The organism is Pantoea sp. (assembly GCF_028283705.1).
Taxonomy (GTDB): domain Bacteria; phylum Pseudomonadota; class Gammaproteobacteria; order Enterobacterales; family Enterobacteriaceae; genus Pantoea.
Map to the genome: position 1 here is coordinate 11,579 of NZ_JAPWKD010000031.1, position 24,002 is coordinate 35,580.

Sequence of the window (24,002 nt, forward strand, 5' to 3'; positions counted from 1 at the left end):
GTAATAAGCTTTATAACGTGGGCTGCATTTGATAAAGCAAGATTACTCGTAAACCAATCCATTGCACAATTCACATTTTTGCATTTAAGTTTATCGGTTTAGTTGACAATAACCACTCTGTAATCTTTGTTTAACGCCACAACATGAAAGGGAATTCCTATGCAAACAGCTTCCGTTTCTTCAACACCGCTACGTCTCCTGCTCCAGACAGCATCATCCGCCCCTGCCCGGACCTGGCATCTGGCCTCAGACATCCATAGCGTGCAACAAAATCCGCAGAATCTGAGTTCTTCCCGGCGTAACAAAAAAAGTAAACCTGATCCCACAGAAAATCCCTGCTTAAACGCTCTCAGAAACGATTTTAATACCTGGTGGCAAAAGGTGTCTGACAAAGCCAGTCTCGGCAGCCGTCTTGAGATGCTGCTGTGGCAGTTTAAGCCCGAAGATATAAAGAGAATAAAACCCAATGATTTACATAATATTTTTAAGGATAAGAAAATAGCGGTGAGCGCCACCACCGTAGAGAACGCGCTGAAGACCGCCAATGCCTTTATTTCACACGAAGATCGCCTGAAGGTTAAAACGCTCTGGGACCAGAACAAAAATGAACCTGACAGGATTGTACGACTGAGGCCGTTGTTGCGCCTGAACCTTTCGCGGAACCAGATTCGACGCGCCTTGCTGGAAATGCCAGATAACCCGATTAATGTCGATATCACCACCCTGAAGCAGGCCATCTGGACCTCCGAATCCAATGCCAGCCCTGAGGAAGTGGCATGGGCCAGGAGAATGCTTAAGCACAATCCACCCGGGAAAAATGTGATAGCCTGGCTGGTTGATATCCAGCGACAGCCAGATTATCAGGAACGCGGTTCGGGGAGATTGCATTGTGCGTTAGTCACTGCCGGCCTGTCGGTGGAGGTCCAGACAGTGGCACAAGCCACAACGTTATTCAGGACCCGGAACACCGTTAAGCAGCAGGAATGGTTCAAAAAAAACTGGCCAGCTTTCGCTGTTCGCAAAATGTCCATGCGAAAGAAAGTGGATATGCTGCTGAAACGGCAAGGACGCCCCGAGATAACCACCTCGCAGTTGTGGCGTCTTTTCCATGATGCAAAGATGAGTATCAGTTACTCAGTCGCTTATAAATCGCTTATTGCTGCTACCGGAGTGCAGCCAACATCAGAGCAAAAACAGACAGTTAAGCAACTGTGGCATAAGATTGACCCGCAAACCAGAATGAGCCGGTTAAAACGGCTGGGTAAACTTTTACGCGACCCCGAAGGATCAACGCTCTCTCCGCAGCTGATTCAGGACGCTCTCAACGATCCGCACTATACCATTACCAATGTCATGCTGGAGTACGTCCAGGCGGCGCTCAATGCTGATATATCATCTGCCGAGCTGGCATGGATAAAGAGTCTCCGGCCTGGAATCAACCTGAAAGCCAAACGAAGAGAGCAGTTAAGGCAGCTTCAAGCCATACTGAAACATGAGCAATGCCCGGAGAATGTAACGCTGTCAAAACTGCTACGCTTACTGTGGGAAATTGATGAGGATGTCACTCCCGGTATGGTCATGGCGGCGTTGAAAAATATCAAACTCCAGTCAAGGGGTGATACACATAGCGCCTTTTTCCGGCAATTGCCCGCCCGAAACGAAGCGGTGCCGGACGCCATGGATACTGATGAAGACGTTTCCGGCGCTTACTTCCTCTCCAATCCTCCTGCGCTACCGGCCCCGGAAATCGCACCGGTGCTGAACAACCAAGCCCCCCTGCCTCCCTTTGCGACATTGAAGAAAAGGAGGTTCTGACACGGAATTCTCATGTTTAGTTTAACCACAATATCACCGTCGTTTACCGATACCCCACCAGCAGCAGACCCGGCCACCATCAGGCCGGGTCAATTCACAGCCAGCATCGCCAGCGTAAAACAAAGTCATCATGACTTCGGCCAGAAACGAGGAACCACAGCGCTAAACGCACTGAAAATGCAATATAAAACACACTGGAAAGAGATTTCTGCCACCGGCAGCCATATTAATCAGGTGGAGCAGCTGTTACTCAAGCTCAGCGCTAAACAGGTTCATCAGCTGAGCGCAAAGGGGGTCTGGCAGTTTCTGCAAAGTAAGATAAGCGTGGGATTGCCCACCGTGGAAAGCGCGCTGACGGTCCTCAGGTCTCATGTTTCCAGAGAACATCAGGCGCTGATCAAATCAACCTGGGAAAAGCTGCATTGTCAGAACGATAAAATCGACAAGTATTCATTAGCCATGCGCCTGCAACGGGAATTGAGTCATCTGGCACTTCGCCCGGCGCAGTTTCGTCGTGCTCTGCTTGGCACAGATGATATCCCGGATGTCACCATATTGAGCCAGGCCTCCGTCGCGTTAAATACTGATATCAAAGAAGAAGAGGTGGAGTGGTTAAAGAAAAGCCTCGAAGACCTCCGCTGGCAATACAGTAACCAGATGGACCTGCTGGTAGCACTACAGTGTCAACCCGATTACCGTGAGATGACGGCAATGAAGTTTTATGTTGCGCTGGAGCTGGCGGGAGAGAGAGTGAGCCTGCCACTGGTGAAGCTGTCCCAGTCGGCCTTTAAAGCAAAACCGACGCAGGAACAACAGCAATGGTTTGACCGTAACTGGGCCAACGTCACCGAAGGGATAAAACAGGAAAAGTTGATAAGTCTGCTGTGCCAGGAGTGCGCACCAGAAATAGCCGTAGCTGAACTTTGGCGTCTGCTGTTTAATGCCGGAGCGAGTATGAGCATATCTCTGGTGCGCAATGCACTGAAGTTTTCCGTTCATCTGGTTGAGATGGTGCAGACTCACTGGCGCATGGTTTGCACAGTCGGCAACATGACACAACTGAAACAACTCGGCATGCTGCTTTTCAGCCTGAAAAACTCCACTATCAGACCCGCCCAGGCGTTGTCCGCCCTGAAGATAGCGGGTCTTCCTGCGGCAGATCCCGAGTTAAGGGGATTGTGCCTGTCTGCCTACAAATCAATCCTGTTAACAGACGAACTCAACTGGATCCGGCGAGTCTGGCCGCCCTTATCCATTCTGGATGTACCTCAGGAACAGCAGTTGCAATTGCTGCGCCAGCAGGGATGTCCGAAGGGAATGACGGCGGCCAGACTGCTGCGGCTGCTGTGGGAAATCGGTGAGGACATCAGTTTCCACGCCCTGAGTGCCGCTTATGGCAATCCGAACACGGGCTCCCCATAAAATCAGCTGGCTGCCAGCTCTCCGGGCTGACGCGCCACCCGGGTCAGCCGTTCTCCACCCGCGGCCGTCACCCGCACCGTTTCACTGAACGCCATGCCCTGGGCAGACAAGTACATATGGAACACCATATCGGCTTCCAGCTGCCAGCATGCCCCGGGATGAAACGCACCAGAGAAATCACTCGGGCGTGGTGTGCGGGTGTACAGCCCCAGCGTATAACCGGTGACATTGGTGAAGGCAGAGCGTAATCCGCTGCTGAGCAACGCCTCCCGCGCCAGTGCATCCACCTCATTTGCCAGCATCCCCGGTTTCATCGCCGCGATTTGCCGGTCCTGAATCGCCAGTAATTGCTGCGCCAGCACCTGCTGTGCGTCGCTGACCTTCCCCACCACAAACGGCCGCATCACGCGTGCGCTGTAATGATTCACTTTCGGGATCAGCTCCACATGCAAAATATCGCCACGTTGCAGACGTTGCTCGTGGCTGCTGGCATGCAGAAAACCGCTGTCACCGCTCGCAATAACAATCGGTCCGGTTTCCCCGCTATCCGCGCCCTGCTCAAGAAAATGACGGGCCGCCAGCGCGGCAACGTCACGCACGCGCCAGCCAGCGGTCACTGCGCTGCCTATCTGCTGCAGAGTAAAGTCGGCAATGGCGGCGGCGTGGCGCAGAGTATTCAACTCTGAGGCACTTTTGACACTGCGTAGCCGATCGCTGATACCGGTCAGATCCCGCCACACCACACCCGGCAAATGGCGGGACAGCTGCTGCCAGCTGTGCACCGTCATGCCATAGGAGTAAAAATCAGCGCCGACTTTGGCCGTGGCAAAACCGCGCTGTGTCAGGCTGTCTGCCACGGTTTGCCAGGGGTCGGCCCAGTCAGGATAGCTGACCACCGCTAACCCTGGCGATTGTGTGCGACAGGGCACCTCATCCAGCTGCCGCAGCACCATCCAGGGTTCGCCGGAGAGCGGGACCAGACAGGCGCGATACAGCGTTTCCGATACCGTGTAACCGGTCAGCCACGCCAGCATTTCGCCGTGGTCAATCAGCATCACTTCAGCGTCAGCTTGCTGCATGGCGGCGCGCAGGCGGGTCAATGCGTCCTGTCGCATGGTCAGGCCTCAACCGGTTGGCAGATTTCGATGATCGCCAGCAGGTAGATCCGCACCATATCGAGGAAGTCGCTGATCTCTACGCGTTCGTCCGGCATGGTGTTGTACTTGCCGCCAGGGCCACAGACAATGCCTTCCATCCCGGCATGCTGATAAAAATGCGCGGCATCGGTACCAAAAAATGCCGGTGGGGTGATGACGCCGGTGGGTTGCCGTGTACCCCGCACGCGCTGCCAGCCATGATTCACGGCTTTGACAATCGCGGATTCCGGCGAGACTTCAAACGGCAGCATGGTCGGTTTATCCCGCGCACCATCGTCATACAGCTCAGCTTTCAGTCCCGGATAGCGGGCGCAGAGTTGATCCATCAATGCCTGAAGGTCGGCCAGTACCCCCTGCACCGTTTGTCCCGGCGCAAAACGTGCAGAACCTTTCAGCCGCACAAAGTCCGCCACCTGTGGCGGTCGCCACTCTTCCAGCTCGCGGCCCAGTGCACCATGCACCGTGCCAATATGACCCCGGTTGACCTTCAGATGTTCTTCGCTTCTGGCACCGCTGAACGTCATGTTATTGATTTGAGGGATCAAATCCACCGCCGCCGCAATGGCATCCACCGCTTCTTCACGTTTGGAAAGATGACGGGTGTCACCGGTCAGTTCGATGGTGAACATCAGCGATCCGGCATGCATGGTTAGCGCCTGTAAATCGGTCGGCTCGGCGTTAATAAAGTAATCGGCGCGTACTCCCTGCTCTATCGCTGCCAGGGTACCAATACCGCCCTGCAACTCGCCCACCACGTAGGTAAGGATCACGTCACCTTTCAGCTTTACACCCGCATCAATCAGGGTTTTCAGGGCGCAGAAATAGGCGGCATCCCCGGCTTTCATGTTGGAAACACCGATGCCGTAAATAAACTGCTCGTCAATTTTTCCTGCCCAGGGGTCCACGGTCCAGCCTTCGGTCACCGGGTTGGTGTCGAGGTGACCGTTAAACAGCAGGCTGTGCCCCCCGCCGCTACCGGGCAGACGACCAATAGCGTTGAAACGATCGCCTGGCACTTTTTGCAGTTCAGACTCCAGCCCCAGTTCGCTCATCTGCGCTGCCATATAACGGGCTAACTCACGTTCACCGTCTGTAGCGCTATAACTTTTGTACTGCACCATTTTCGCCAGGAAACTCAGGCAATATTCACGATCAATATGATGGATCAAATCTTCAGGTTTCATTCAGAGTCTCTTCAGGCCACAGATTTAGAGGATTCAGGAACGTGAACCGCCTCAAGCAGTGCACGGGTATACGGATGCTGTGCCTGCTGCAACATGGCGTCGCCCGGCACCACATCCACCACATCACCGCGATACATCACCGCAACGCGGTGGGCTATCTGGCGGATCAGGTTGAGATCGTGGGTAATAAACAGGTAAGCGGTGCCATAGCGACGGCGCAGTTCCAGCAGCAGTTCGATAATGGTGGCCTGCACCGAGACATCGAGGGCCGCAGTGATTTCATCGCAGATCACCAGATCTGGCGGGCAGGCAAAGGCCCGCGCAATAGCAACGCGTTGCTTCTGGCCGCCGGATAAGGCGTGCGGGTAACGCGAGGCAAAATCGGCTGGCAGGCGAACTTCCTCCAGCAAGCGCGCCACCGCCTGCGCCTCGGTTTCCCCCTCCGGTAGTCCATATAAACGCAGCGGGCGGGCAATGATCTCGCCAATCGTCATGCGTGGATTGAGCGACGCATCCGGGTGCTGAAAAATCATCTGTACCCGGCGGCGATAATCTTTATCCATCTGTGCGCGACCATAGATGTCATAGCCGCAGAAGTCGATTGCCCCCTGAAATGGCACCAGGCCACTGATAGCGCGCGCCAGTGAAGACTTACCCGAACCCGATTCCCCGACTACGCCGAGGATCTCCCCCTGATGCACGGTCAGCGATACAGCATTGGCGGCGCGTGTGACATTGGCCTGGCGCTTCAGCAGACGATCAAGCAGCCCATGACGACCATAATCGATGGTGAGATCATTCAGGCACAGCAGCGGCTGGCTGCCGGGCGCATCATGCAGCAGACGCTGCTGCGGATTGGGAACCGCCTCAATCAGCCTGCGGGTGTACGCGTGTTGCGGCGCACTGAACAGGGTGCGGCTGTCAGCCTCTTCGATGATACGGCCCCGCTCCAGCACGCAAACCCGGTCGGCGACTTTCGCCACCAATGCCAGATCGTGGGAAATATATAAAGAAGCCACCCCGGTCTCTTCGCGCAGTCGTTCATACAGGTCGAGGATCTGCGCCGAGCTGATCACATCCAGCGCCGTGGTTGGCTCATCAAAAATCAGGCAATCGGGCTGGCAGGCAAAAGCCGTGGCGATCAGAATGCGCTGTTTCTCACCACCAGACACCTGATGCGGGTAACGCTTCATCATCTGCACCGGGTGCTTCAGCTCCACATCCCTGAGCAGCGACTCCCCCAGCTCCTGCGCTTCACGCGCCGACAGACCGCGATGACGCCGCAGCACTTCCGTGACCTGTTCCCCCAGCGTCAGCGTCGGGTTTAGCGAAGCGCTGGGATCCTGAAAAATCATGCCCAGTTTTGCGCCGCGCAACGCCGCCAGTTGTGGCGCAGGCAGGCTGAGCAGGCTTTGCCCCTGTAAACGGATATCGCCGTTACGTTCGAGCGCGTTGCTGGCGAGCCAGCGCATAATCGCCCATCCCAGCGTGGTTTTACCGGAACCGGACTCGCCCACCAGCCCCAGCACTTCACCCGGCATCACCTGGAAGCTGATCTCCCGCAGTACCGGCAGGGTATCTCCCCCCTGCAGGGCATAATCGAGGCTGTAATTATCCACCGCCAGCACCGGCGCGTTGTTCTGCGGGTTCATTAATGGTTCCTCGGATTGAGTACATCCCGCAGGCCATCACCCAGCAGGTTAAAACCGATGGCGACCAGCGCGATCGCCAGGCCCGGGATCAGCATCATCCACGGTGCATTAAAGAAGTAATCACGGGCTTCGGACACCATCAGCCCCCACTCTGGCTCCGGTGGCTGCGCGCCTAAACCGAGAAAACTCAGAGTGGCGAATAGCATGATGGCAAACGCCACGCGGATGGTGGCTTCGACGATGATCGGCGCAAGAATATTCGGCAGCATCTCGCGCAGAATGATGTAGTGCCCCGCTTCGCCACGCGCGATAGCGGCATTGATGTAGTCCTGCTGACGTGCGGCCAGCGCCACACTGCGCGCGATACGCACCATGCCGGGCACAAAGGCGATAGTGATCGCCAGCACCGCATTCAGGCTGCTTTGCCCGAGGGTGCTGACAATCAGCAGCGCAAACAGCAGGCTGGGGATGGCCATCACCGCGTCCATGGTACGCATGGTGAATTCATCAATTTTGCCGCCCAGGTAGGCACTGGCGGTGCCCAGCACGGCACCGATCACCATCGCCAGCGCGGTCGCCAGCAAGGAAAGCAGAATGGTGGCGCGTGCCCCCACCAGCACACGGCTGAAAATATCGCGCCCCATCTGGTCGGTGCCGAACCAATGTTCTGCACCCGGTGGTTTATAGCGGCTAAGGATGGAGATAGCTTCCGGATCAAAGGGTGCGACGTGCGCCCCGCCAATCACCATCAGCAATGCCACCAGCAGAATCAGTAATCCCGCCGCGCCCTGTGGCGAACGGATCAGGCGTTTCAGGATATCAGGCATAGGTAATCCGTTTATCAAGCATGACGTAGGCAACATCCGCGAGGAAGTTCACCACCGAATAGGTCGCGGCGAGGATCATCACCCCGGCCTGAATGGTTGGCAGGTCACGCGCCTGCACCGCAACAATCAGCTCACGACCAATCCCCGGAATGGCGAAGATCTCCTCCACCACCACGATGCCCCCCAGCAGATACCCCACATCCAGTGCCACAATGGTGATAGTGGGCAGCAGGCCATTGCGCAATGCATGCCGCCACAGAATGCGACGACGCGATAACCCTTTCAGCCAGGCGGCGCGGATGTAATCGGTATGCAGCACATCAACCATTTCGGAACGCACCATCCTCGACACATGCGCCACGAGGATTAACGCCACCGTGACCGAAGGCAGGATCAGATGCTGCAGTCCACTGATAAAATTCTCCGAGAGCGGTACATAACCGGTGGCGGGCAGCACCTGCCAGACATCGGCAAACAGCAGCAACACCAGGGTGGCGGTGACAAACTCGGGGAACGAGATGCCCACATAGGAGAGCACGCTGACCAGCACATCGGCGGTTTTACCGCGACGCACTGCCGCCCAGATACCCAGCGGAATGGCGATGATTAACATCAGCACCAGCGCACATACCGCCAGCAGCAGGGAACGCGACAGCGCGGTAAGCAACGTCGGTCCGACGGCCAGCCCGTTGCGCATCGAGACGCCAAAGTCGCCGTGCACTGCGTGAGTCAGCCAGTGCCAGTATTGCAGCCAGGCTGGCGCATCCAGCCCGAGCCGGGCACGGACCGCCGCCAGTGCCTCCGGCGTCGCGTTTTGCCCCAGCAACGTGACGGCAGCATCAGCCGGGAGCAGCTGCGTGATACCAAAAACCAGCAGCGACACCACCAGCAGGGTGTAGATCATCAGGAGAAAGCGTTTCAGCAGATAACTTGCGGTCACGGGCGCTCCTTACACCGCACGCTTCGGTGCTTTGTCCGTCAGCCAGACGTGGTCCAGCCGGAACACCGCGCCGCGCGGATGCAGATGGTAACCGCCGACGTAGTCACGGCTGGCAGCCAGCAGATCAAAGAAGGTGGGGATCAGCGACGGCACTTCGTCATACATCAGCTGCTGCGCTTTGCCGTACAGACTGGTGCGTTGCGCCGCATCCGCCGTTTCGCGCGCGGCACTGACGGCCGCATCGAAGTCGGCATTGTTCCAGCGCGTTTCGTTCCACGCAGCGGTTGAGGTGTAGAGCAAAGAAAACACCGCATCCGGCGTCGGTTGCATATTGTAGAAACCGACATAAAAATTGCCCTTCTTCCACACCTGGTCGAGATAGGTGCTGTGCGCCATGGTCTGCACGTCAATGCGGAAACCGCCCGGTTTCGCCATTTCGCGCAGTGCGATCCCCAGCTGGGTACGGGTGGAGGGCTTGTCCGAGGCAATTAGTTTCAAATCCAGCCCGTTCGGGTAACCGGCCTCGGCCAGCAGCGCTTTGGCTTTAGTGTAATCCACCGCCTTTTTCGCCAGCTGGGCATAGTAAGGATAAGCGCTGTTGACCGGGTTATCTTCGCCCGCGGTCCCCAGGCTGTTGGCGACAAAATCCACCGTTGCCTGACGATCCACACACAATGCCAGCGCCTGACGTACGCGCGGATCGTTAAAAGGTTTCTGATCGCAGCCCATGTTGATATTAAGGAACTGACCGGACGCCACACGTAACGGCTGGATGCCCGCCGATTTTGACAGACGGGTAAATTCGCTCGCCTGGGCCGACATCATCAGATCGGTATCACCGGCAATCAGCGCCGAACTTTCGGCGATACCGTCCGGATACACCATCACTTCAACGCCATCAATATAGGGACGCTGCGGGTCGTAATAATGCGGGTTACGGGCAACCACAATTTTCCGTTCCGGATCGTACGACACCAGCTTAAAGGGACCGGCACCCACGGCTTCTTTATTCAGTCGGGTCAGATCGCCACTGGCAATGCTGGCCGAAATGATTTTGGCGTCGGGGTAAGCCAGCATCACCGGCAAGTCTGCATAGGGTGCGTCCGTTTCAATCACCACCGTGCTGGCATCGCTGGCGCTGACGGTTTTGATCGGACCAATATTGTGCTGCCCTGGCGAGGCATTTTTCGGGTCGAGGATCGCCTGTAAACTGGCGACCACATCGGCGGACGTCAGGGGCGTGCCATCGCTGAAACGCAGGTTTGGGCGCAGGGTGAAGGTCCATTGCTTCAGGTCGGCACTCGGCTGCCAGGACTGGGCGAGATCGGCCTCGGCCTTCATGTCCTGAGTCAGACGCGTCAGGCCGCTGTATAACAGCTCGGCCACCAGATATTCCGGATTAACCCGCGCCTGCTGCGGATTCAGCATGGTCACGGCCTGATCGACGCTGATACGCAGTACCCCGCCCTTACGCGGCGTACCGCTCGCCGTGCTGCTGGCAACCGCTGCCGCCTGCGTGGAAAAGGACCAGGGCAGCAGCGCCGCGCCGGTCATGACGGTGGAACTGGCGAGAAACTGCCGGCGGTTTAACCCTTTCATTGCACACATCTTGTCTTCCTCACTGGTTTATTGGGGACCCTGGGGTGGCAAAAAATCATCGGCCAGATAGGCCAGAATGGACTGCGAAAGTGCGACTAAATCCGCCATCGTTGTGTATTCATCGGCGGCGTGAATGCGGTTATCCGGGCGGGCCAGGCCACCCAGCAAAATTTCCTGAATCCCGGCCTGCTGCACCCAACCCATATCGGAGCTGGTTGACGATCCCCAGGCGGCGAAATCATTTGCCTCAAAACCAAAGCCCTGACACAGCGCCGCCTGCCAGCGCGGCCAGTGCGGGCCACCGGGGTCAGACACCGGGGCCAGATGGCCAATCAGCTGGATGCTGACGTCGCGTGCGGGAGACTGCGCCATTGCCTGTTCCACGCAATCCACCAGCTCCTGCCATACGTCAGCAAACGCCTCTTCAGGGGCATAACGACGGTTAACCAGCAGTTCAAAACGTTCCGGAATGGTGGAGCCTTTGCTGCCACCGTGAGCAGCGGCCAGCGTCAGGCGTGAGGTGAGCGGTTTACCGGCAAAATGCGGCGGGGATGGCATGGCAGATTCACGAATTTCCACCTGCTGTTTCAGCTGGCTGAGCGCGTTCATCAGCGGCAGCGCCGTTTCAATCGCATTGATGCCACCCACCGGATCGCCTGAATGAGCAGAACGGCCGGTGACGATGATTTTCAGATCAACGCTGCCAAAACATCCCGCCCAGATGCGCGGCACCGCGCCGCCGTTAAAACTCAGCATGTGACCAGCAAAACATTGCTGCTCCGCCAGATAGCGGATGCCAGGGTACAACCCTCCTTCCTCGTCGGTGCACAGCAGGAATACCGGGTTGAAGCGCAGCGGCAGATTGGCCCTGCGTGCCGCCCGCACCGCGGCCAGCGCCGCGACAATGGTACCTTTCATATCAGCGGCACCACGGCCAAACAATTTACCCTCCGCTTCGGTCAGGGCCAGTGGCGGAAAGCGCCAGCCATCACCGGCAGGAACGGTATCGACGTGGAAGTAGAGATTGCAGTTCTCCGCAGCCCCGGCCTCAAGGGAGGCGATCAGATTCACCCGCTCACCCTGCGCGCTACCATCCGGGGCCAGCCAGAGCGATTCCGGTACCGTCACACGCTCAAAGCGGAAGTCCAGCGGCGTCAGCAGCCGGGTCATCAGGTCGGCAAACGCAGGATAGCCGTTGCCTGGCGGGAAACAGGTATCCACCGCCAGCATCTGTTGCAGGTCATCAAGCATGGAAGCATCGTCACTGGCGATGGCCGCTAACGCCGTCTGTAGTGGTGTCGGTTTGGTCATTTTTGCCGCTTATCTTGTATTTCTATATAGTTTATAGATAATGCAAATATCGCGTGGCGGTCAACCGGAAATCCGAACTATGCAAAAAAAGAATGACGAACAGGATGTGCGCAGTTTCGGTCGTCTGAGTGATGGCGAAGGCGCTCCCCTGTATGAAGTGGTGAAACGCCATATCAGTGAGTCGATCCTGCAGGGCGAGTTAATACCGGGTACAGTTTTACCCAGTGAAAACAGCCTGGCAGCTGACTTTGGTGTCTCGGTCGGTACCATCCGTAAGGCACTGGCAGCACTGACCAGCGAAGGGATGCTGATGCGGCGACGTAAAACCGGCACGGTAGTGACCGGCTGGGCGCCGCTCCATAACCTGAGCCACTTTTTCCAGTATTTTCGTCTGCACGATAAACAGGGTGGATTGTTGCAATCCCAGACGTCGTTGCTGGATTACCAGCGCGATGTGGCAAATGAGACCGAGGCCAGAAAGTTACAGATCGCCGCAGGAGATGAGGTTTACCGGCTGAAGCGCCTGCGTCGGATTAATGGATGCGCTGCAATGCATGAGACGTTGATTTTGCCGGCCGCACGCCTGCCTGATTTCCCCGGACCGGAGGCGTTCCCTGCCCTGCTGTATCGCTACTTATTTGAACGCTATGACATCCGCGTGGCAGCGGTGCGCGAACAGATCACCGCCAGCCTGGCAACGGAGGAAGATGCCCACCTGCTTGAGGTCGCGATGCCCCATGCGGTGATGGTGATTGATGAGGTGTCTTACGACCAAAGCGCCGTGCCGGTGATCCTTGCACATCATCGCTTTAACACCGAGCATTTTATGTATGTGAATGAAATCCGGTGAGAATGCCTGTGACTCTCATGGGATTTAAGGAAGTTGCTGGTTTTATCGTCGCGTGATTTCCGATAAAAGCATGGCGTTCTGCTCAAACGCTTTTATCGGAAGGATACCGAATGAAGAAAAAAAACACCTCAACCCCTCATGATGCTGTATTCAGGACTTTCCTTTCACATCCGCAAACTGCACGGGATTTTATGTCGCTGCATTTGCCGCCACCCCTGTTGAAAATATGTGATTTGACCACGCTTAAACTTGAGTCCGGTAGCTTTGTCGAGGATGAACTGAGGCCCTACTATAGCGATGTGCTTTATTCCCTCCTGACTGGTCGTGGCGATGGCTACATCCACGTATTGATTGAGCATCAAAGCAGTCCCGATAAGTTTATGGCTTTTCGTCTTATGCGTTACGCCATCGCCGCCATGCAACGACATCTGGATGCCGGACATAAAAAATTACCGCTGGTTATCCCCGTCCTGTTTTACCAGGGAAAACGCAGCCCCTACCCTTATCCATTAAACTGGCTGAGATTGTTCAGTGAGTCTGACCTGGCTGCGGAGCTTTACAATGCTGATTTTCCGTTGGTGGATGTTACGGTCATTCCCGACGAGGAAATTATGCAGCATCACAGCATGGCGGCGCTGACCCTGCTGCAAAAACACATTCGCCAGCGTGATTTAACGGACCTTATTGACCAACTGAGCACCCTGATCATGGATGAATTTATGACCAGACAACAATTACGGGCACTGGTAAACTACATTTTGCAGGCTGGTGAGACACCCGATGCCAGGAAATTTATTCACAGCTTAGCCGGGCGAGTGCCACAACATGAGGATGAACTAATGACAATCGCACAACAACTGCAAAAGATTGGTCGTCAGGAAGGGCTTGCAGAGGGTGACCGCCTGGCTCGTCTTGATGTCGCCAGAAATCTGCTGGAAATGGGATTTGACAGGGCCTCTGTCATGAAAATGACGACATTAACTGAAGAAGATCTCAAAGAAATCGAACATCAAGCTAACTTACGCATGATGTGTCATCCGCAGTAATCGCTGCCATTTGTGATGAGTCGCCAGTTCAGCCACTAAAGCGTGTCATCTCGCCTCAGTGGCCCCGTCCCGCAGACAACTCTGCCATTTATTTCCACAACTTATGTGCAATGACCTGCAATTGCTGGGCGATATCCTGCAGGTTGATCCCCTGTTCCTGCACCCCTCCGGTGGAGTGACGGACGATAAGATTTGCCGGTAACACTGACGAACTGCGCGCCGCATCGCCGTGACCGCTGTCGAGCAGGCGGCGCACTGCTTCTTTCCCCTGCAAATCAAGATCCAGCGAAACGGTGGTCAGCGCCGGATGGAAGAACGAACTTTCATAGGTGCCGTCGTAGCCCACTACCGATTTCTCGCCCGGAATAGCGATCTGGTGTTGATGGAATGCGCTCAACACGCCGAGTGCCATCTGGTCATTACCCACCAGAACGGCGGAGAAATTCGGCGTTTCACGTAACATCTGTAACGCACCAGCGTAACCGCTCTGCGCATCCCAGGTGCCATGAAAGACCGTCACCGGTTTCAGTCCATAACTGTTGAGCGTGTCGATCCAGCTTTTCAGCCGCAGATTTGCCGACACCGACGATTCCGGCCCGGCCAGCAGCGCAATCTCCCGGTGGCCCAGTTCATAGAGATGTTTGACGCTGGCACGGGTCCCGTCTGCCGGGTTAAACGAAACGTTAAACACGGAACTGTAGGGATCAACATCAAGGAACAAGCAGACGATGCCATCGTTGTCAGAAGCGATACGCTGCGCCTCTTCGGTTTCCAGCGGCACGTTGATGATCACTTTTTCCACCAGTTGCGACTTCAGTTCGTTGATGGCGGATTGAATATCTTGATTGACGTTCTCATCAATCATGGAAATCAGCACCTGGTAACCCTCAAGGCTGGCGTAGCGTTTCACTGCCGCCGCCACCTGTGAAGGCGCATGTAGCGCCAGAGATGTCGTCACCAGACCGATGGTCTGGCTTTGCTTACCCACCAACTGCTGCGCCAGCCGGTTCGGCACATAACGCAATAACTCTATGGATTTCTCCACTTTTAAACGCGTGGTTTCGGATACATTGGCAGATTTGTTGAGTACCCTGGACACGGTCTGGTAGGAGACGCCCGCATGACGGGCTACGTCTTCCAGCGTTGCACTTTTAGACTTCATGGTCCGGTTCCTTATGTTGTTATGCGCCAAGTGTAACAGGGGCTACCGAAAAAAAGCTCACCACCCATTATTCCGCTTCATTCTCCCAGAATAAGTATGACGATCACAATACCTGACATTGTGAGGAAATTCGCCAGTGGTAACAAATATTGCTGATTTCTTTGCAGTTAATCACACATTCGCAATCGTTAGTTTGCCTGTTTTTACATTTAGGCATTTTATGACATGGCTTATGTGAACGTAATACAAAACAATAAGAGGAATAATATGAACACTACGCTACGCACACTAACCCTTGCGTTAGCCGTTGCGCTGACTTCACCTTCACTGCTGGCTGAAACCTCTGTACCTATCGACTTTCACGGCTACCTGCGCGGTGGTGTAGGTGTCTCCGGCGATGGTGGTCAGGTTGAGTGGCAAAAAAACAAGCTGGGGCGCCTGGGTAACGAATCCGATACCTACGGTGAACTGGAACTGGGCTCAGAAGTGTATAAAAAAGACGAGGTGAGTTTTTATCTCGACAGCATGGTCAGCATGGTTTCCGACGGTTCTAACGACAATGAAACCACCCTTGGTGACGACGCACAGTTCGGTTTGCGCCAGTTGAACCTGCAAATCAAAGGGCTGATCCCCAACGATCCCAATGCGGTGATCTGGGGCGGTAAACGTTACTACCAGCGCCACGATCTGCACATCATCGATACGAAATACTGGAACATCTCAGGTTCCGGCGCCGGGATTGAAAACTACACTTTTGGGCCAGGCGCGGTCTCGGTGGCCTGGATCCGTGGTGACGCCAATGACGTTGATTACCGCGTCGATAATGACAATGACGTCAACATCAACTATATCGACGTTCGCTATGCGGGCTGGAAGCCGTGGTCAGGTTCATGGACCGAGTTCGGCATTGACTACGCCATGCCAAATCCGACCAATAAACAGAAAGAGTACGGCGGATTATACGACGCAGACAACGGCGTGATGCTGACCAGCGAAATCAGCCAGGACATGTTTGGCGGCTACAACAAACTGGTGTTGCAATACGCTAACAAAGGGCTGGCACAGAACATGGTGTCGCAGGGCGGTGGCTGGTACGACATGTGGAACTATGTGAACGACGCCAGCGGGTACCGCGTGATCAACACCGGGTTGATTCCAATTACCGAAAAGTTCTCGATTAACCATGTGCTGACCTACGGTTCTGCCAATGACATTACAGAATATACCGACAAAACCCGTCTGATTTCACTGGTGGGCCGTGGGCAGTATCAGCTCACCAATTATGTGCGCCTGATCGGCGAAGTCGGTGGTTTCTACCAGAAAGACGACTATAAAAACGGCACGCACTACAAACAGGCCGGTGAAAAATACACCTTCGCGGTGGGATTGGCAGATGGTCCGGAATTTATGTCACGCCCTGAATTACGTGTTTTCGCGTCGTATTTAAATGATTCGGAAGATGGTAAACCCTTTGAAGACGAGACAAAAAATAATACGTGGAACTTTGGCGTACAGGTAGAAGCCTGGTGGTAAGCTACTGCTAATATATCACGCTACCGCTGCGAGATAACAAGAATGATGGCGAAAATTTAATTTATTGTACCTCGACATTTATCTCCCGGAACTGTTGGATGATTATCTGACAGAATTTATGTTGCCATTGCTTTCCTGTTGTCTATTTTGGGATACCCTAATGGGTATCCCTTTTTTTATTTATTCACGTGGAGAGAAATGTTCATCGAGTAATTTACGCAGCCCATCTGACTGTTTACCAAATATTGCATGCACCTGCTGGCCGAGAATAATCACACCCAGCGCCCCTTCATTTTGCAGTACCTGTGAATCCACAATAGACAGGTCTTTCACCGTCACACGTAAACGGGTCAGGCAGGCATCCACATTCTCAATATTCTCTGCGCCACCAAACGCCTGCGCCAGCCGTTGAATCAATTGCAGTTCAGCATCGCTAATGGGTACTGCCGCGGTATTTTTCGGTTCAGTGAAGTAGTGCAGGAAGGATTTAAGACTCACCATTATCGACTCCTGATTTTTGACAGATAAAAAAAAGCCTGCCCGAATGGGCAGGCGCATAAGTCCGATGTTACGCCTGACGGCGCACAACACGGCAATCCCAGGGTGTCAACACCAGCGCACCACTGACGGACGCGGCCGACAGACAATCCTGGTAGCCTTGCGGCAGGGTAATCGTCTGTTGCTGGGCGCTAAAGTTCTGGATAAAGACAAACGTGGTTTCACCGTCGGTGCGGGCAGTCGCCACAACCCCCGGTGCTAAATCCTGCTCAACGGCGCGCGGCAGCGCCAGTTCGTCAATAATGCTGGCAAAGAAATCACGCTGGAATGCCAGGTCGTTGCGTGAAGCAACGTGCCACGCTTTACCTTTGCCGAACTGATTAACCGTCACCGCCGGGCGACCGGCGTAAAAATCATCCCGATAGATAGCTAACGGTTTTGCGCTCTCAGCATGAATCAGTTCACACAGATGACGTACCTGATACGGTCCCTGTAATCCAGCATCGTTACCCGCCAGCCCCTGCACCAGATTGCGCTCATTATCGTCCAGACAGTCGATCTCTTCGGCCCAGACACCAATCAACTTACGCAGCGGGCCAGGGAACCCACCGAGGTAACAAAGATCGCTCTCGTTCACCACCCCGGTCCAGTAGGACGTGACCAGATGACCGCCCGCTGCGACAAACGCTTCGGCACGCCCGGCAAAGCCGTCGCGCACCATATACAGCATCGGTGCGATCACCAGTTGATAGCGGCTCAGATCGGCATCGGCGTCAACAATATCCACCGCGATGCCCTTTTCCCAGAACGGGCGGTAGTGTTCATTGACGGTTTTTTCGTACTCCAGCCCCTTATTGCGCGGACCTTCGGCATCATCCAGCGCCCAGCGATTTTGCTGGTCGAAGATGATCGCCACACGCGCATCGGTACGACAACCCATCACCGGCGTGAGTTTTTCGAGCATATCGCCAAGTGCACAAACTTCACGTCCGACACGCGTATCGAGATGACCAACATGATCGATAACAGCGCCGTGGAACTTCTCGACCGAACCACGACTTTTGCGCCACTGGAAGTACTGTACCGAATCCGCACCGTGCGCTACCGCTTGCAACGAGGACAAAATATGCATCCCCGGCTTTTTCACCTTGCTGGTTGGCTGCCAGTTAGTGACGCTCGGCGTTGACTCCATCAACACAAACGGCTTCCCCCCCTTCAGCGAGCGCATCATGTCATGGTACATCGCGGTGTAGCAGGCGAGCTGCGTTTCATCTTTGTCCCGGTGCCACATCGGGTAACTGTCCCAGGAGATAAAATCGAGCGCTGCCGCGAGCTGCCAGTAGTCGTAATCGTAGAAATACTCCATAAAGTTGGTGGTCACCGGCAGCTGTGCATTCGCTGCTTTCAATGGGGCGATTTCATGGCGGCAGAAATCGGTAACCTGCGCGGTATTAAAGCGACGCCAGTCGAGATTCAGACCGTGGACCGACGTTTCCCCCTGCGGCGACGGCGACTGAATTTGCGACCAGTCGGTGTAAGTGTGGCTCCAGAAATCGCTCCACCAGGCGTGGTTGAGGCTGTCCAGCGTCTGGTAACGGACTTTCAGCCAGTCACGGAATTTTTGCTGACACAAATCGCAGTGGCATTCACCGCCGTACTCGTTGGAAATATGCCAGCCGATCACCGCCGGATGCTGCGCATAGCGCTCAGCCAGCAGCGTATTGATTTTCAGTGTTTTTTCCCGGTATACCGGCGATGTCATGCAGTGGTTATGCCGACCACCGTGCAGCGCAGAGACGCGATCGCGCCCAACGCGCAGTACTTCCGGATATTTCTGCGACATCCAGGCAGGCCGTGCACCGCTCGGCGTGGCGAGAAAAATATGAATTCCCGCCGCATATAACCTCTCAATCACTGAATCCAGCCAGGCGAAATTAAATTCACCTTCACGAGGTTCCAGCTTTGACCAGCTGAATATCCCGACCGACATGACATTGCATTTTGCCTGTTTCATCATGGCAATATCGTTATCAATAATGTCGGGATAACTTTCCCATTGTTCAGGGTTATAGTCCGCGCCATGCAATAGCGAGACAACCTTCGGGCTTAAAGGCGCAAATTTATTCATATTAAACATCCTGAAATTTACAACACCAGAGTTAATTAAAGACTTTTACCGAGGGCAATACTTTTCCCTGACAATCAAACAGCGCCTGGTTTTCCCGCGCATTCCCTTCTTTCCACTTATCGTTAATATATTTCATTCCCGCCTGCGTCGCCCAGGTATTCCCAGGAATAGCAATCCAGGTGGGTTCCCAATAAAAAATACCTTTACCACGATGGTCCTGAACATTAATGACCGACTGCATTAAATCGTGGATATAGTCATATTGCCCCTGTACGGTGCCAGGATAACCGCCCGCTTTCTCTTCTTTTTGTTGGAAGCTGTTTTCTGCGTTATCGCAGTTGGCCAGCGTATAGCCATAAGCTGCTTCCACCACAATCACATCTTTGTTGTAGCGTTTGCTGATGTCGTCCATATTGGCCTGCAACGCGCTGATTGGCCCGTTCCAGTAGGTGTACATCGACAAACCAATCACATCGAACGGCACGTTGCGTTTGGTGATTTCATCAAACCACCAGCGGAAGGTGTCGTTTTTAGTGCCTTCGGCCAGGTGCAGCATAATCTTCACCTGTTCGCCGTTTTTCAGATTCTCCTTCAGTCCGCCAATGGCTGCATTGAGCAGCCCGGCCAGCCGGTCAAATTCACCGCCGCCCTGCCCCCAGCTTTTACCTTCTGGCCACAAAATGCCGGAGTTAATTTCATTACCGATTTGCACCATATCCGGCAGCACGCCTTCCTGTTTAAAGCGGGCGATGGTGTCGCGGGTATAGTCGTGGATCGCGGTTTTTAGCTGCGCGTAATCCATTTTTTCCCAGGCTTTCGGTTTGAATTGCTTGCCGGGGTCGGTCCAGAAATCACTGTAGTGGAAATCGAGCAGTAACTTCATGCCCTGCGCTTTGGCGCGTTTCGCCAGCGCGAGCGTGGTAGCCAGATCGTTATCACCACCACCGTATGCCTGGCCTTGCGCGTCTTTCGGATCAACCCACAAACGCAGGCGCACATAATTGACGCCGTTGGCTTTCAGGATGGCAAGTGCATCTTGCGGCTGGTTCGTGTCGTTATAAAACTTCGCCCCGTGCTTTTCGGCATCCAGCAATGTTGAGATATCTGCCCCTTTAATAAAGTCAGCAGGCATGCCACTGAACGCGCGCGTTTTTAACGCGTCGGCGGCAAAAGTGCTGGCGGACAAACTACAGAGACAAACAGCAAGCAGAGCGGGTGTAAATCTTTTCATGTGGTTATCCTTTGGTACTGCCGGAGGTCAGGCCGGAGACGAAATATTTTTGTAAGGCAAGGTAGAGAATGGCCACCGGTACGGCGATCAACACTGCACCCGCCGCATAAGTGGTGTAACTGGCACCCATTTTTTGCGCGACCAGGTTGTACAGACCAATCGGCAACGTATATTTGTCCGGGGTACGTAAAATGGTGCTTGAGAGGATGAAATCCCCCAGCGGCCCGGTAAAGGAGAACAGCGCGACCACCGCCAAAATCGGCTTCGACAACGGCATGATGATCTCAATAAAGATGCGGAAGTTGCTGGCACCATCCATGCGTGCAGATTCATCCAGATCGCGAGGAATGGCGTCGAGATAGCCTTTCATCAGATAGGTATTCATCGGGATCATCCCGGCAACGTAGATCAGCACCAGCGCCATATGGCTGTTGATCAACCCCAGTAATTGCGACAGCACGAAGATGGCGATCAGCGCAGAGAACTGCGGGATCATCTGCAACAGCAAAAACAGCATCAGGCCATTTTGGCGTCCCCTGAAACGGAAGCGCGAAAAGGCATACGCGGTAAAGCTGACGCTGATTAAGGTCAGTACCATCGTCAACAGGCTGATCTTCATCGAATTCCAGTACCAGGTCAGGTAGTTCACCTGGCCGTTAAACAGATCGGCATAGTGTTGGAATGAGAGGTTCTCTGGGATGATTGACGTGCTGAGCAGACTGTTACCGGCATTCAGTGAGGCACCGACCGTCCACACCAACGGGTAGATAATGATCAGCGATACCAGCACGATAACCAGCCAGGAGAGGGTCAGGCGGATCCACTTTTCGCGGCGGATACTTTGTGATTTAGCCATTTTTCTTCCCTTATGCCATGTCATCGTTTTTAAAGGATTTCGTGGCACGGAACTGCCACAGCGCCAGGCCAACGACAAAGATCGACAGCAAAATGGTGATGGTCGCGGCAATCGCGTATTGCGACGAGGACATCGTCAACTTGTAGATCCACGACACCAGGATATCGGTACCACCCGCGTTTGCACCCGCCACCGCCGGGCCGCCGTTGTTAAACAGGTAGATGATGTTGAAATTATTAAAGTTGAAGGTGTACTGGGTGATAATGATCGGCGCAATTGAGTAGAGCACCAGCGGCAGCGTAATCGTACGCAGCCGGGTCCAGGTATTAGCACCGTCCATCTTCGCCGCCTCATACAGATCATCAGGAATGGCCTGCAACACGCCGGTGGTCATGGCAAAGACAAACGGAAAACCGAGCCAGGTTTGCATCATGATCAGCGCAGTTTTCGTCCAGAAGGGATCGGTGAGCCACGCTTTCGGCGCAATGCCGAAGAAAGCAAGAATGGCGTTGTTAATCACGCCGAACGAGTCGTTAAACATCCCGGCAAAGACCAGAATGGTGACAAAGCCCGGCACCGCCCACGGCAAAATAAAAATGGTGCGCACCAGCGGTTTAAAGGGCAGATCTTTCTGGTTCACCAGAATCGCCAGCAGTACGCCAACCGTGCATTGCAAGGTGGTTGCCAGCAGCGTCCAGACCACCGTCCACTGCAACACCTCAAGGAATGTTGAACGCCAGATCGAAAGGGTAAAGATATTGACGAAATTCTTTAATCCCACCCAGTCCACCAGCTTTGCGGGCGGCGTGTGGTAGAGGTTGTAATTGGTGAACGCGATGGCGAAACCGAACAGGATCGGGAAAATCACCACAAACACCAGCAGAATGAAGCCGGGCGTGATCATCAGATAGGGAAACCCGTCGCTGAGCAGCATCTGATATTGCTTGCGCACGCTGTTGAGCGGCTTACCCTCGTCGCGCTTTTTGCCGTTGATCCACGCATCGCGCAGCGACAGGTACCAGACCATCACGCCAAAGGCGATGATCAGTACGCTGATGATGCCTTCCGCCAGCAAAAAGATTGAGTTATCACGCGGCACCTCTTCGCCCAGGGTATATAACCCCCAAAGCCCTTCGCGCAGAAAATCATAGAAAATGCCGGTGAAACTGCTCAGCAATACAAGGAAGAGAAGGCCTTTTAGCCACTGACGGTGATAGAACTGACCAAAGCCCGGCACAATGGCCAGCAGCAGCCCGCACCACGCATGACGACCTGCACTTTGCGTTTTGGCAAAATTCTCGCTGGGACTGATAATCACGTACGACTCCTTTTCGACAACGGGAGGTTGCCCTCCCGTTTTGCTACAACAAGCGGTTACTGGTTGCTGGCCTGCATGGCTTCAACTTGCATATGGATCTGTTGGGTGGCGGCATCGAGCGCGGCCTGCGGTTCCTGCTTACCGGTCAGGCTTAACTCCAGCGCCGCATTTGCCGGTCCCCAGACTTCACCCATCTCCGGTATGCCTGGCATCGCGGTTGCACGCGCGGCCTGCACCGCTACCGCACTGGCTTTCTCGTCGTTTTTGATTACCGGATCGTCAATCATCGCTTTCTGTGCCGGGATTTCGCGGGTGGCGATATAGCGCGTTTTCACGTACTGCGGCTGGTTGATAAATTCGATAAATTGCTGCGCCAGTTGCTTGTCTTTACTCCAGGTGGAGACGACATAGCCTTTCACACCGAGGAAGGAACTCATCGGCTTGCCATCTGGCAGGTTTGGCAACGGCACCACGCCGTAGTTAATACCGGCGGCTTCATACGGCTGGAAAGCCCACGGGCCGTTAATCACCGCTGCGGCTTTTTTCTCGGTAAACAGTGAATCGATGGCATTCAGCCCGTTATCACCGAGGATCCCCGACGGAAAGACCCCTTCGCTGTAGAATTTTTTCAGGAAAGTGACCGCTTCGACCGCGCCCGGTTTATTCAGGCCGATATCCTGCGGGTTATAGCCACCTTTGTCGTTTTTGCCGAACAGGTAGCCGCCCATGGGACCGATAGCGCCCCAGCTGTAGTAGATTTGGTCAAATTTGGCCAACAGACCGTATTTGTTCTGCTCACGCTGTGTTTTCGAGTAGTCAAGCCACTCCGGCAGGCTTTGCAGCGGCTTGTCGATCAGATCTTTGTTGTAAATCAGCACCAGCGTTTCTACCGCTTTCGGCACGCCATACAGCGTGTTATCCAGACGAAAAGCGTTGATGGAGGCTGGTGTAAACGCGTCAACCTGTTCTTTGTCCAGCTTCAGGGGGGTCAGCAGCCCCTGCACCACCGCACCACCCAACTGGTCATTGGGGATAACCAGCACATCCGGACCGATCCCTGCCGGACCATCAAGGCGTAATTTTTCCAGTTGCTGTGCGTAGGGCATCTCCTGCATGTTCACTTTAACGTCGTACTTTTTCTCAAAATCTTTGACGGCATCCTGAATACCGACGGACTTTTTGATGTCTTCCCAGACGTTAAGCTGCTTTGTTGCCGCATGCGCCGACAGGCTAATAAGCTGGCCAGCAGCCAGTGCAGAGAGGATCAGTGCGGTAAGTGTTCTCTTTTTCATTATCACCCCATGTCAAGGTATAACATTTTAGTGGTTTTTATGGTGTAACGTCTGATGAGGCAGTGCAAAGAACATCAGATATTACCGGACCTGAAACGCATTAATGCGTCTTATTGAATTTGTTATACGCTACGCTTGAGCGGTGAATAAAACGAGAATTAACTGTCAGTTGTGTGACATA

At 54.5% G+C, this 24,002-nt stretch carries 19 protein-coding genes; 5 read left to right on the plus strand and 14 right to left on the minus strand.

What is annotated here, in order from left to right; all coding sequences use genetic code 11:
• Nucleotides 1–159: 159 nt before the first annotated feature.
• Together PW844_RS21965 and PW844_RS21970 are read left to right on the plus strand one after the other, a co-directional pair.
• On the plus strand, nucleotides 160–1,815 hold the full coding sequence (locus PW844_RS21965) for a hypothetical protein (RefSeq protein ID WP_299456363.1): 1,656 nt from the start codon (nucleotides 160–162) through the stop codon (nucleotides 1,813–1,815).
• A 12-nt stretch (nucleotides 1,816–1,827) separates the two neighbouring features.
• Nucleotides 1,828–3,237: a hypothetical protein gene (locus PW844_RS21970; protein WP_299456365.1), complete on the plus strand. Its 1,410-nt coding sequence runs from the start codon at nucleotides 1,828–1,830 to the stop codon at nucleotides 3,235–3,237.
• Between the two features lie 2 nt (nucleotides 3,238–3,239).
• On the opposite strand, the gene PW844_RS21975 is transcribed toward PW844_RS21970, so the two are convergent.
• From PW844_RS21975 to PW844_RS22005, 7 genes are read right to left on the minus strand one after another with little or no spacing between them, the layout of a single operon-like run.
• Entirely contained in the window at nucleotides 3,240–4,352 is a 1,113-nt protein-coding gene (locus PW844_RS21975) for a Xaa-Pro peptidase family protein (protein ID WP_299456366.1), read from the minus strand.
• Nucleotides 4,353–4,354: 2 nt separating this feature from the next.
• Nucleotides 4,355–5,578 (minus strand): M20/M25/M40 family metallo-hydrolase, encoded by a 1,224-nt coding sequence (locus tag PW844_RS21980; protein WP_299456367.1) that lies wholly within the window; start codon nucleotides 5,576–5,578, stop codon nucleotides 4,355–4,357.
• An 11-nt stretch (nucleotides 5,579–5,589) separates the two neighbouring features.
• Nucleotides 5,590–7,230, minus strand: a complete 1,641-nt coding sequence (locus PW844_RS21985) for an ABC transporter ATP-binding protein (RefSeq protein ID WP_299456368.1) — start codon at nucleotides 7,228–7,230, stop codon at nucleotides 5,590–5,592.
• On the minus strand, nucleotides 7,230–8,057 hold the full coding sequence (locus PW844_RS21990; protein ID WP_084878719.1) for an ABC transporter permease: 828 nt from the start codon (nucleotides 8,055–8,057) through the stop codon (nucleotides 7,230–7,232). Before PW844_RS21990 ends, PW844_RS21985 begins: the two co-directional genes overlap by 1 nt.
• On the minus strand, nucleotides 8,050–8,997 hold the full coding sequence (locus PW844_RS21995) for an ABC transporter permease (RefSeq protein WP_299456370.1): 948 nt from the start codon (nucleotides 8,995–8,997) through the stop codon (nucleotides 8,050–8,052). The genes PW844_RS21990 and PW844_RS21995 overlap by 8 nt, the downstream gene beginning before the upstream one ends.
• 9 nt (nucleotides 8,998–9,006) lie before the next feature.
• Nucleotides 9,007–10,605, minus strand: a complete 1,599-nt coding sequence (locus PW844_RS22000; RefSeq protein ID WP_299456372.1) for an ABC transporter substrate-binding protein — start codon at nucleotides 10,603–10,605, stop codon at nucleotides 9,007–9,009.
• An 18-nt stretch (nucleotides 10,606–10,623) separates the two neighbouring features.
• Nucleotides 10,624–11,907 carry a M20 family metallopeptidase gene (locus tag PW844_RS22005; RefSeq protein ID WP_299456374.1) on the minus strand — a complete coding sequence of 428 codons (1,284 nt, stop codon included), beginning with the start codon at nucleotides 11,905–11,907 and terminating at the stop codon, nucleotides 10,624–10,626.
• A 79-nt stretch (nucleotides 11,908–11,986) separates the two neighbouring features.
• Here PW844_RS22005 and PW844_RS22010 point away from each other — a divergent pair, with 79 nt between their 5' ends.
• A complete protein-coding gene (locus tag PW844_RS22010) occupies nucleotides 11,987–12,757 on the plus strand; it encodes a GntR family transcriptional regulator (protein WP_299456375.1) in 771 nt (256 codons plus the stop codon).
• Nucleotides 12,758–12,867: 110 nt separating this feature from the next.
• Nucleotides 12,868–13,803, plus strand: a complete 936-nt coding sequence (locus PW844_RS22015) for an Rpn family recombination-promoting nuclease/putative transposase (RefSeq protein WP_299456376.1) — start codon at nucleotides 12,868–12,870, stop codon at nucleotides 13,801–13,803.
• 88 nt (nucleotides 13,804–13,891) lie between these two features.
• Here the strand turns inward: PW844_RS22015 and PW844_RS22020 are convergent, their stop codons facing one another.
• The gene (locus PW844_RS22020; protein WP_299456377.1) at nucleotides 13,892–14,965 is read right to left on the minus strand and encodes a LacI family DNA-binding transcriptional regulator; all 1,074 of its coding nucleotides are present in this window, start codon (nucleotides 14,963–14,965) and stop codon (nucleotides 13,892–13,894) included.
• A gap of 267 nt (nucleotides 14,966–15,232) precedes the next feature.
• Between PW844_RS22020 and PW844_RS22025 the strand changes: the two genes are divergently transcribed.
• Complete coding sequence (locus tag PW844_RS22025) at nucleotides 15,233–16,498, plus strand: maltoporin (protein ID WP_299456379.1); 1,266 nt, start codon at nucleotides 15,233–15,235, stop codon at nucleotides 16,496–16,498.
• A 180-nt stretch (nucleotides 16,499–16,678) separates the two neighbouring features.
• Here the strand turns inward: PW844_RS22025 and PW844_RS22030 are convergent, their stop codons facing one another.
• From PW844_RS22030 to PW844_RS22055, 6 genes are all read right to left on the minus strand, one after another.
• On the minus strand, nucleotides 16,679–16,999 hold the full coding sequence (locus PW844_RS22030; protein WP_299456381.1) for a glucose PTS transporter subunit EIIB: 321 nt from the start codon (nucleotides 16,997–16,999) through the stop codon (nucleotides 16,679–16,681).
• A 67-nt stretch (nucleotides 17,000–17,066) separates the two neighbouring features.
• Entirely contained in the window at nucleotides 17,067–19,124 is a 2,058-nt protein-coding gene (locus PW844_RS22035; RefSeq protein WP_299456383.1) for a beta-galactosidase, read from the minus strand.
• 31 nt (nucleotides 19,125–19,155) lie between these two features.
• On the minus strand, nucleotides 19,156–20,355 hold the full coding sequence (locus PW844_RS22040; protein WP_299456385.1) for an arabinogalactan endo-beta-1,4-galactanase: 1,200 nt from the start codon (nucleotides 20,353–20,355) through the stop codon (nucleotides 19,156–19,158).
• Between the two features lie 4 nt (nucleotides 20,356–20,359).
• A complete protein-coding gene (locus PW844_RS22045; protein ID WP_299456387.1) occupies nucleotides 20,360–21,211 on the minus strand; it encodes a sugar ABC transporter permease in 852 nt (283 codons plus the stop codon).
• A 10-nt stretch (nucleotides 21,212–21,221) separates the two neighbouring features.
• Nucleotides 21,222–22,529, minus strand: a complete 1,308-nt coding sequence (locus PW844_RS22050) for a carbohydrate ABC transporter permease (RefSeq protein ID WP_299456389.1) — start codon at nucleotides 22,527–22,529, stop codon at nucleotides 21,222–21,224.
• 56 nt (nucleotides 22,530–22,585) lie between these two features.
• Nucleotides 22,586–23,821 carry an extracellular solute-binding protein gene (locus tag PW844_RS22055; RefSeq protein WP_299456391.1) on the minus strand — a complete coding sequence of 412 codons (1,236 nt, stop codon included), beginning with the start codon at nucleotides 23,819–23,821 and terminating at the stop codon, nucleotides 22,586–22,588.
• Nucleotides 23,822–24,002 lie beyond the last annotated feature (181 nt).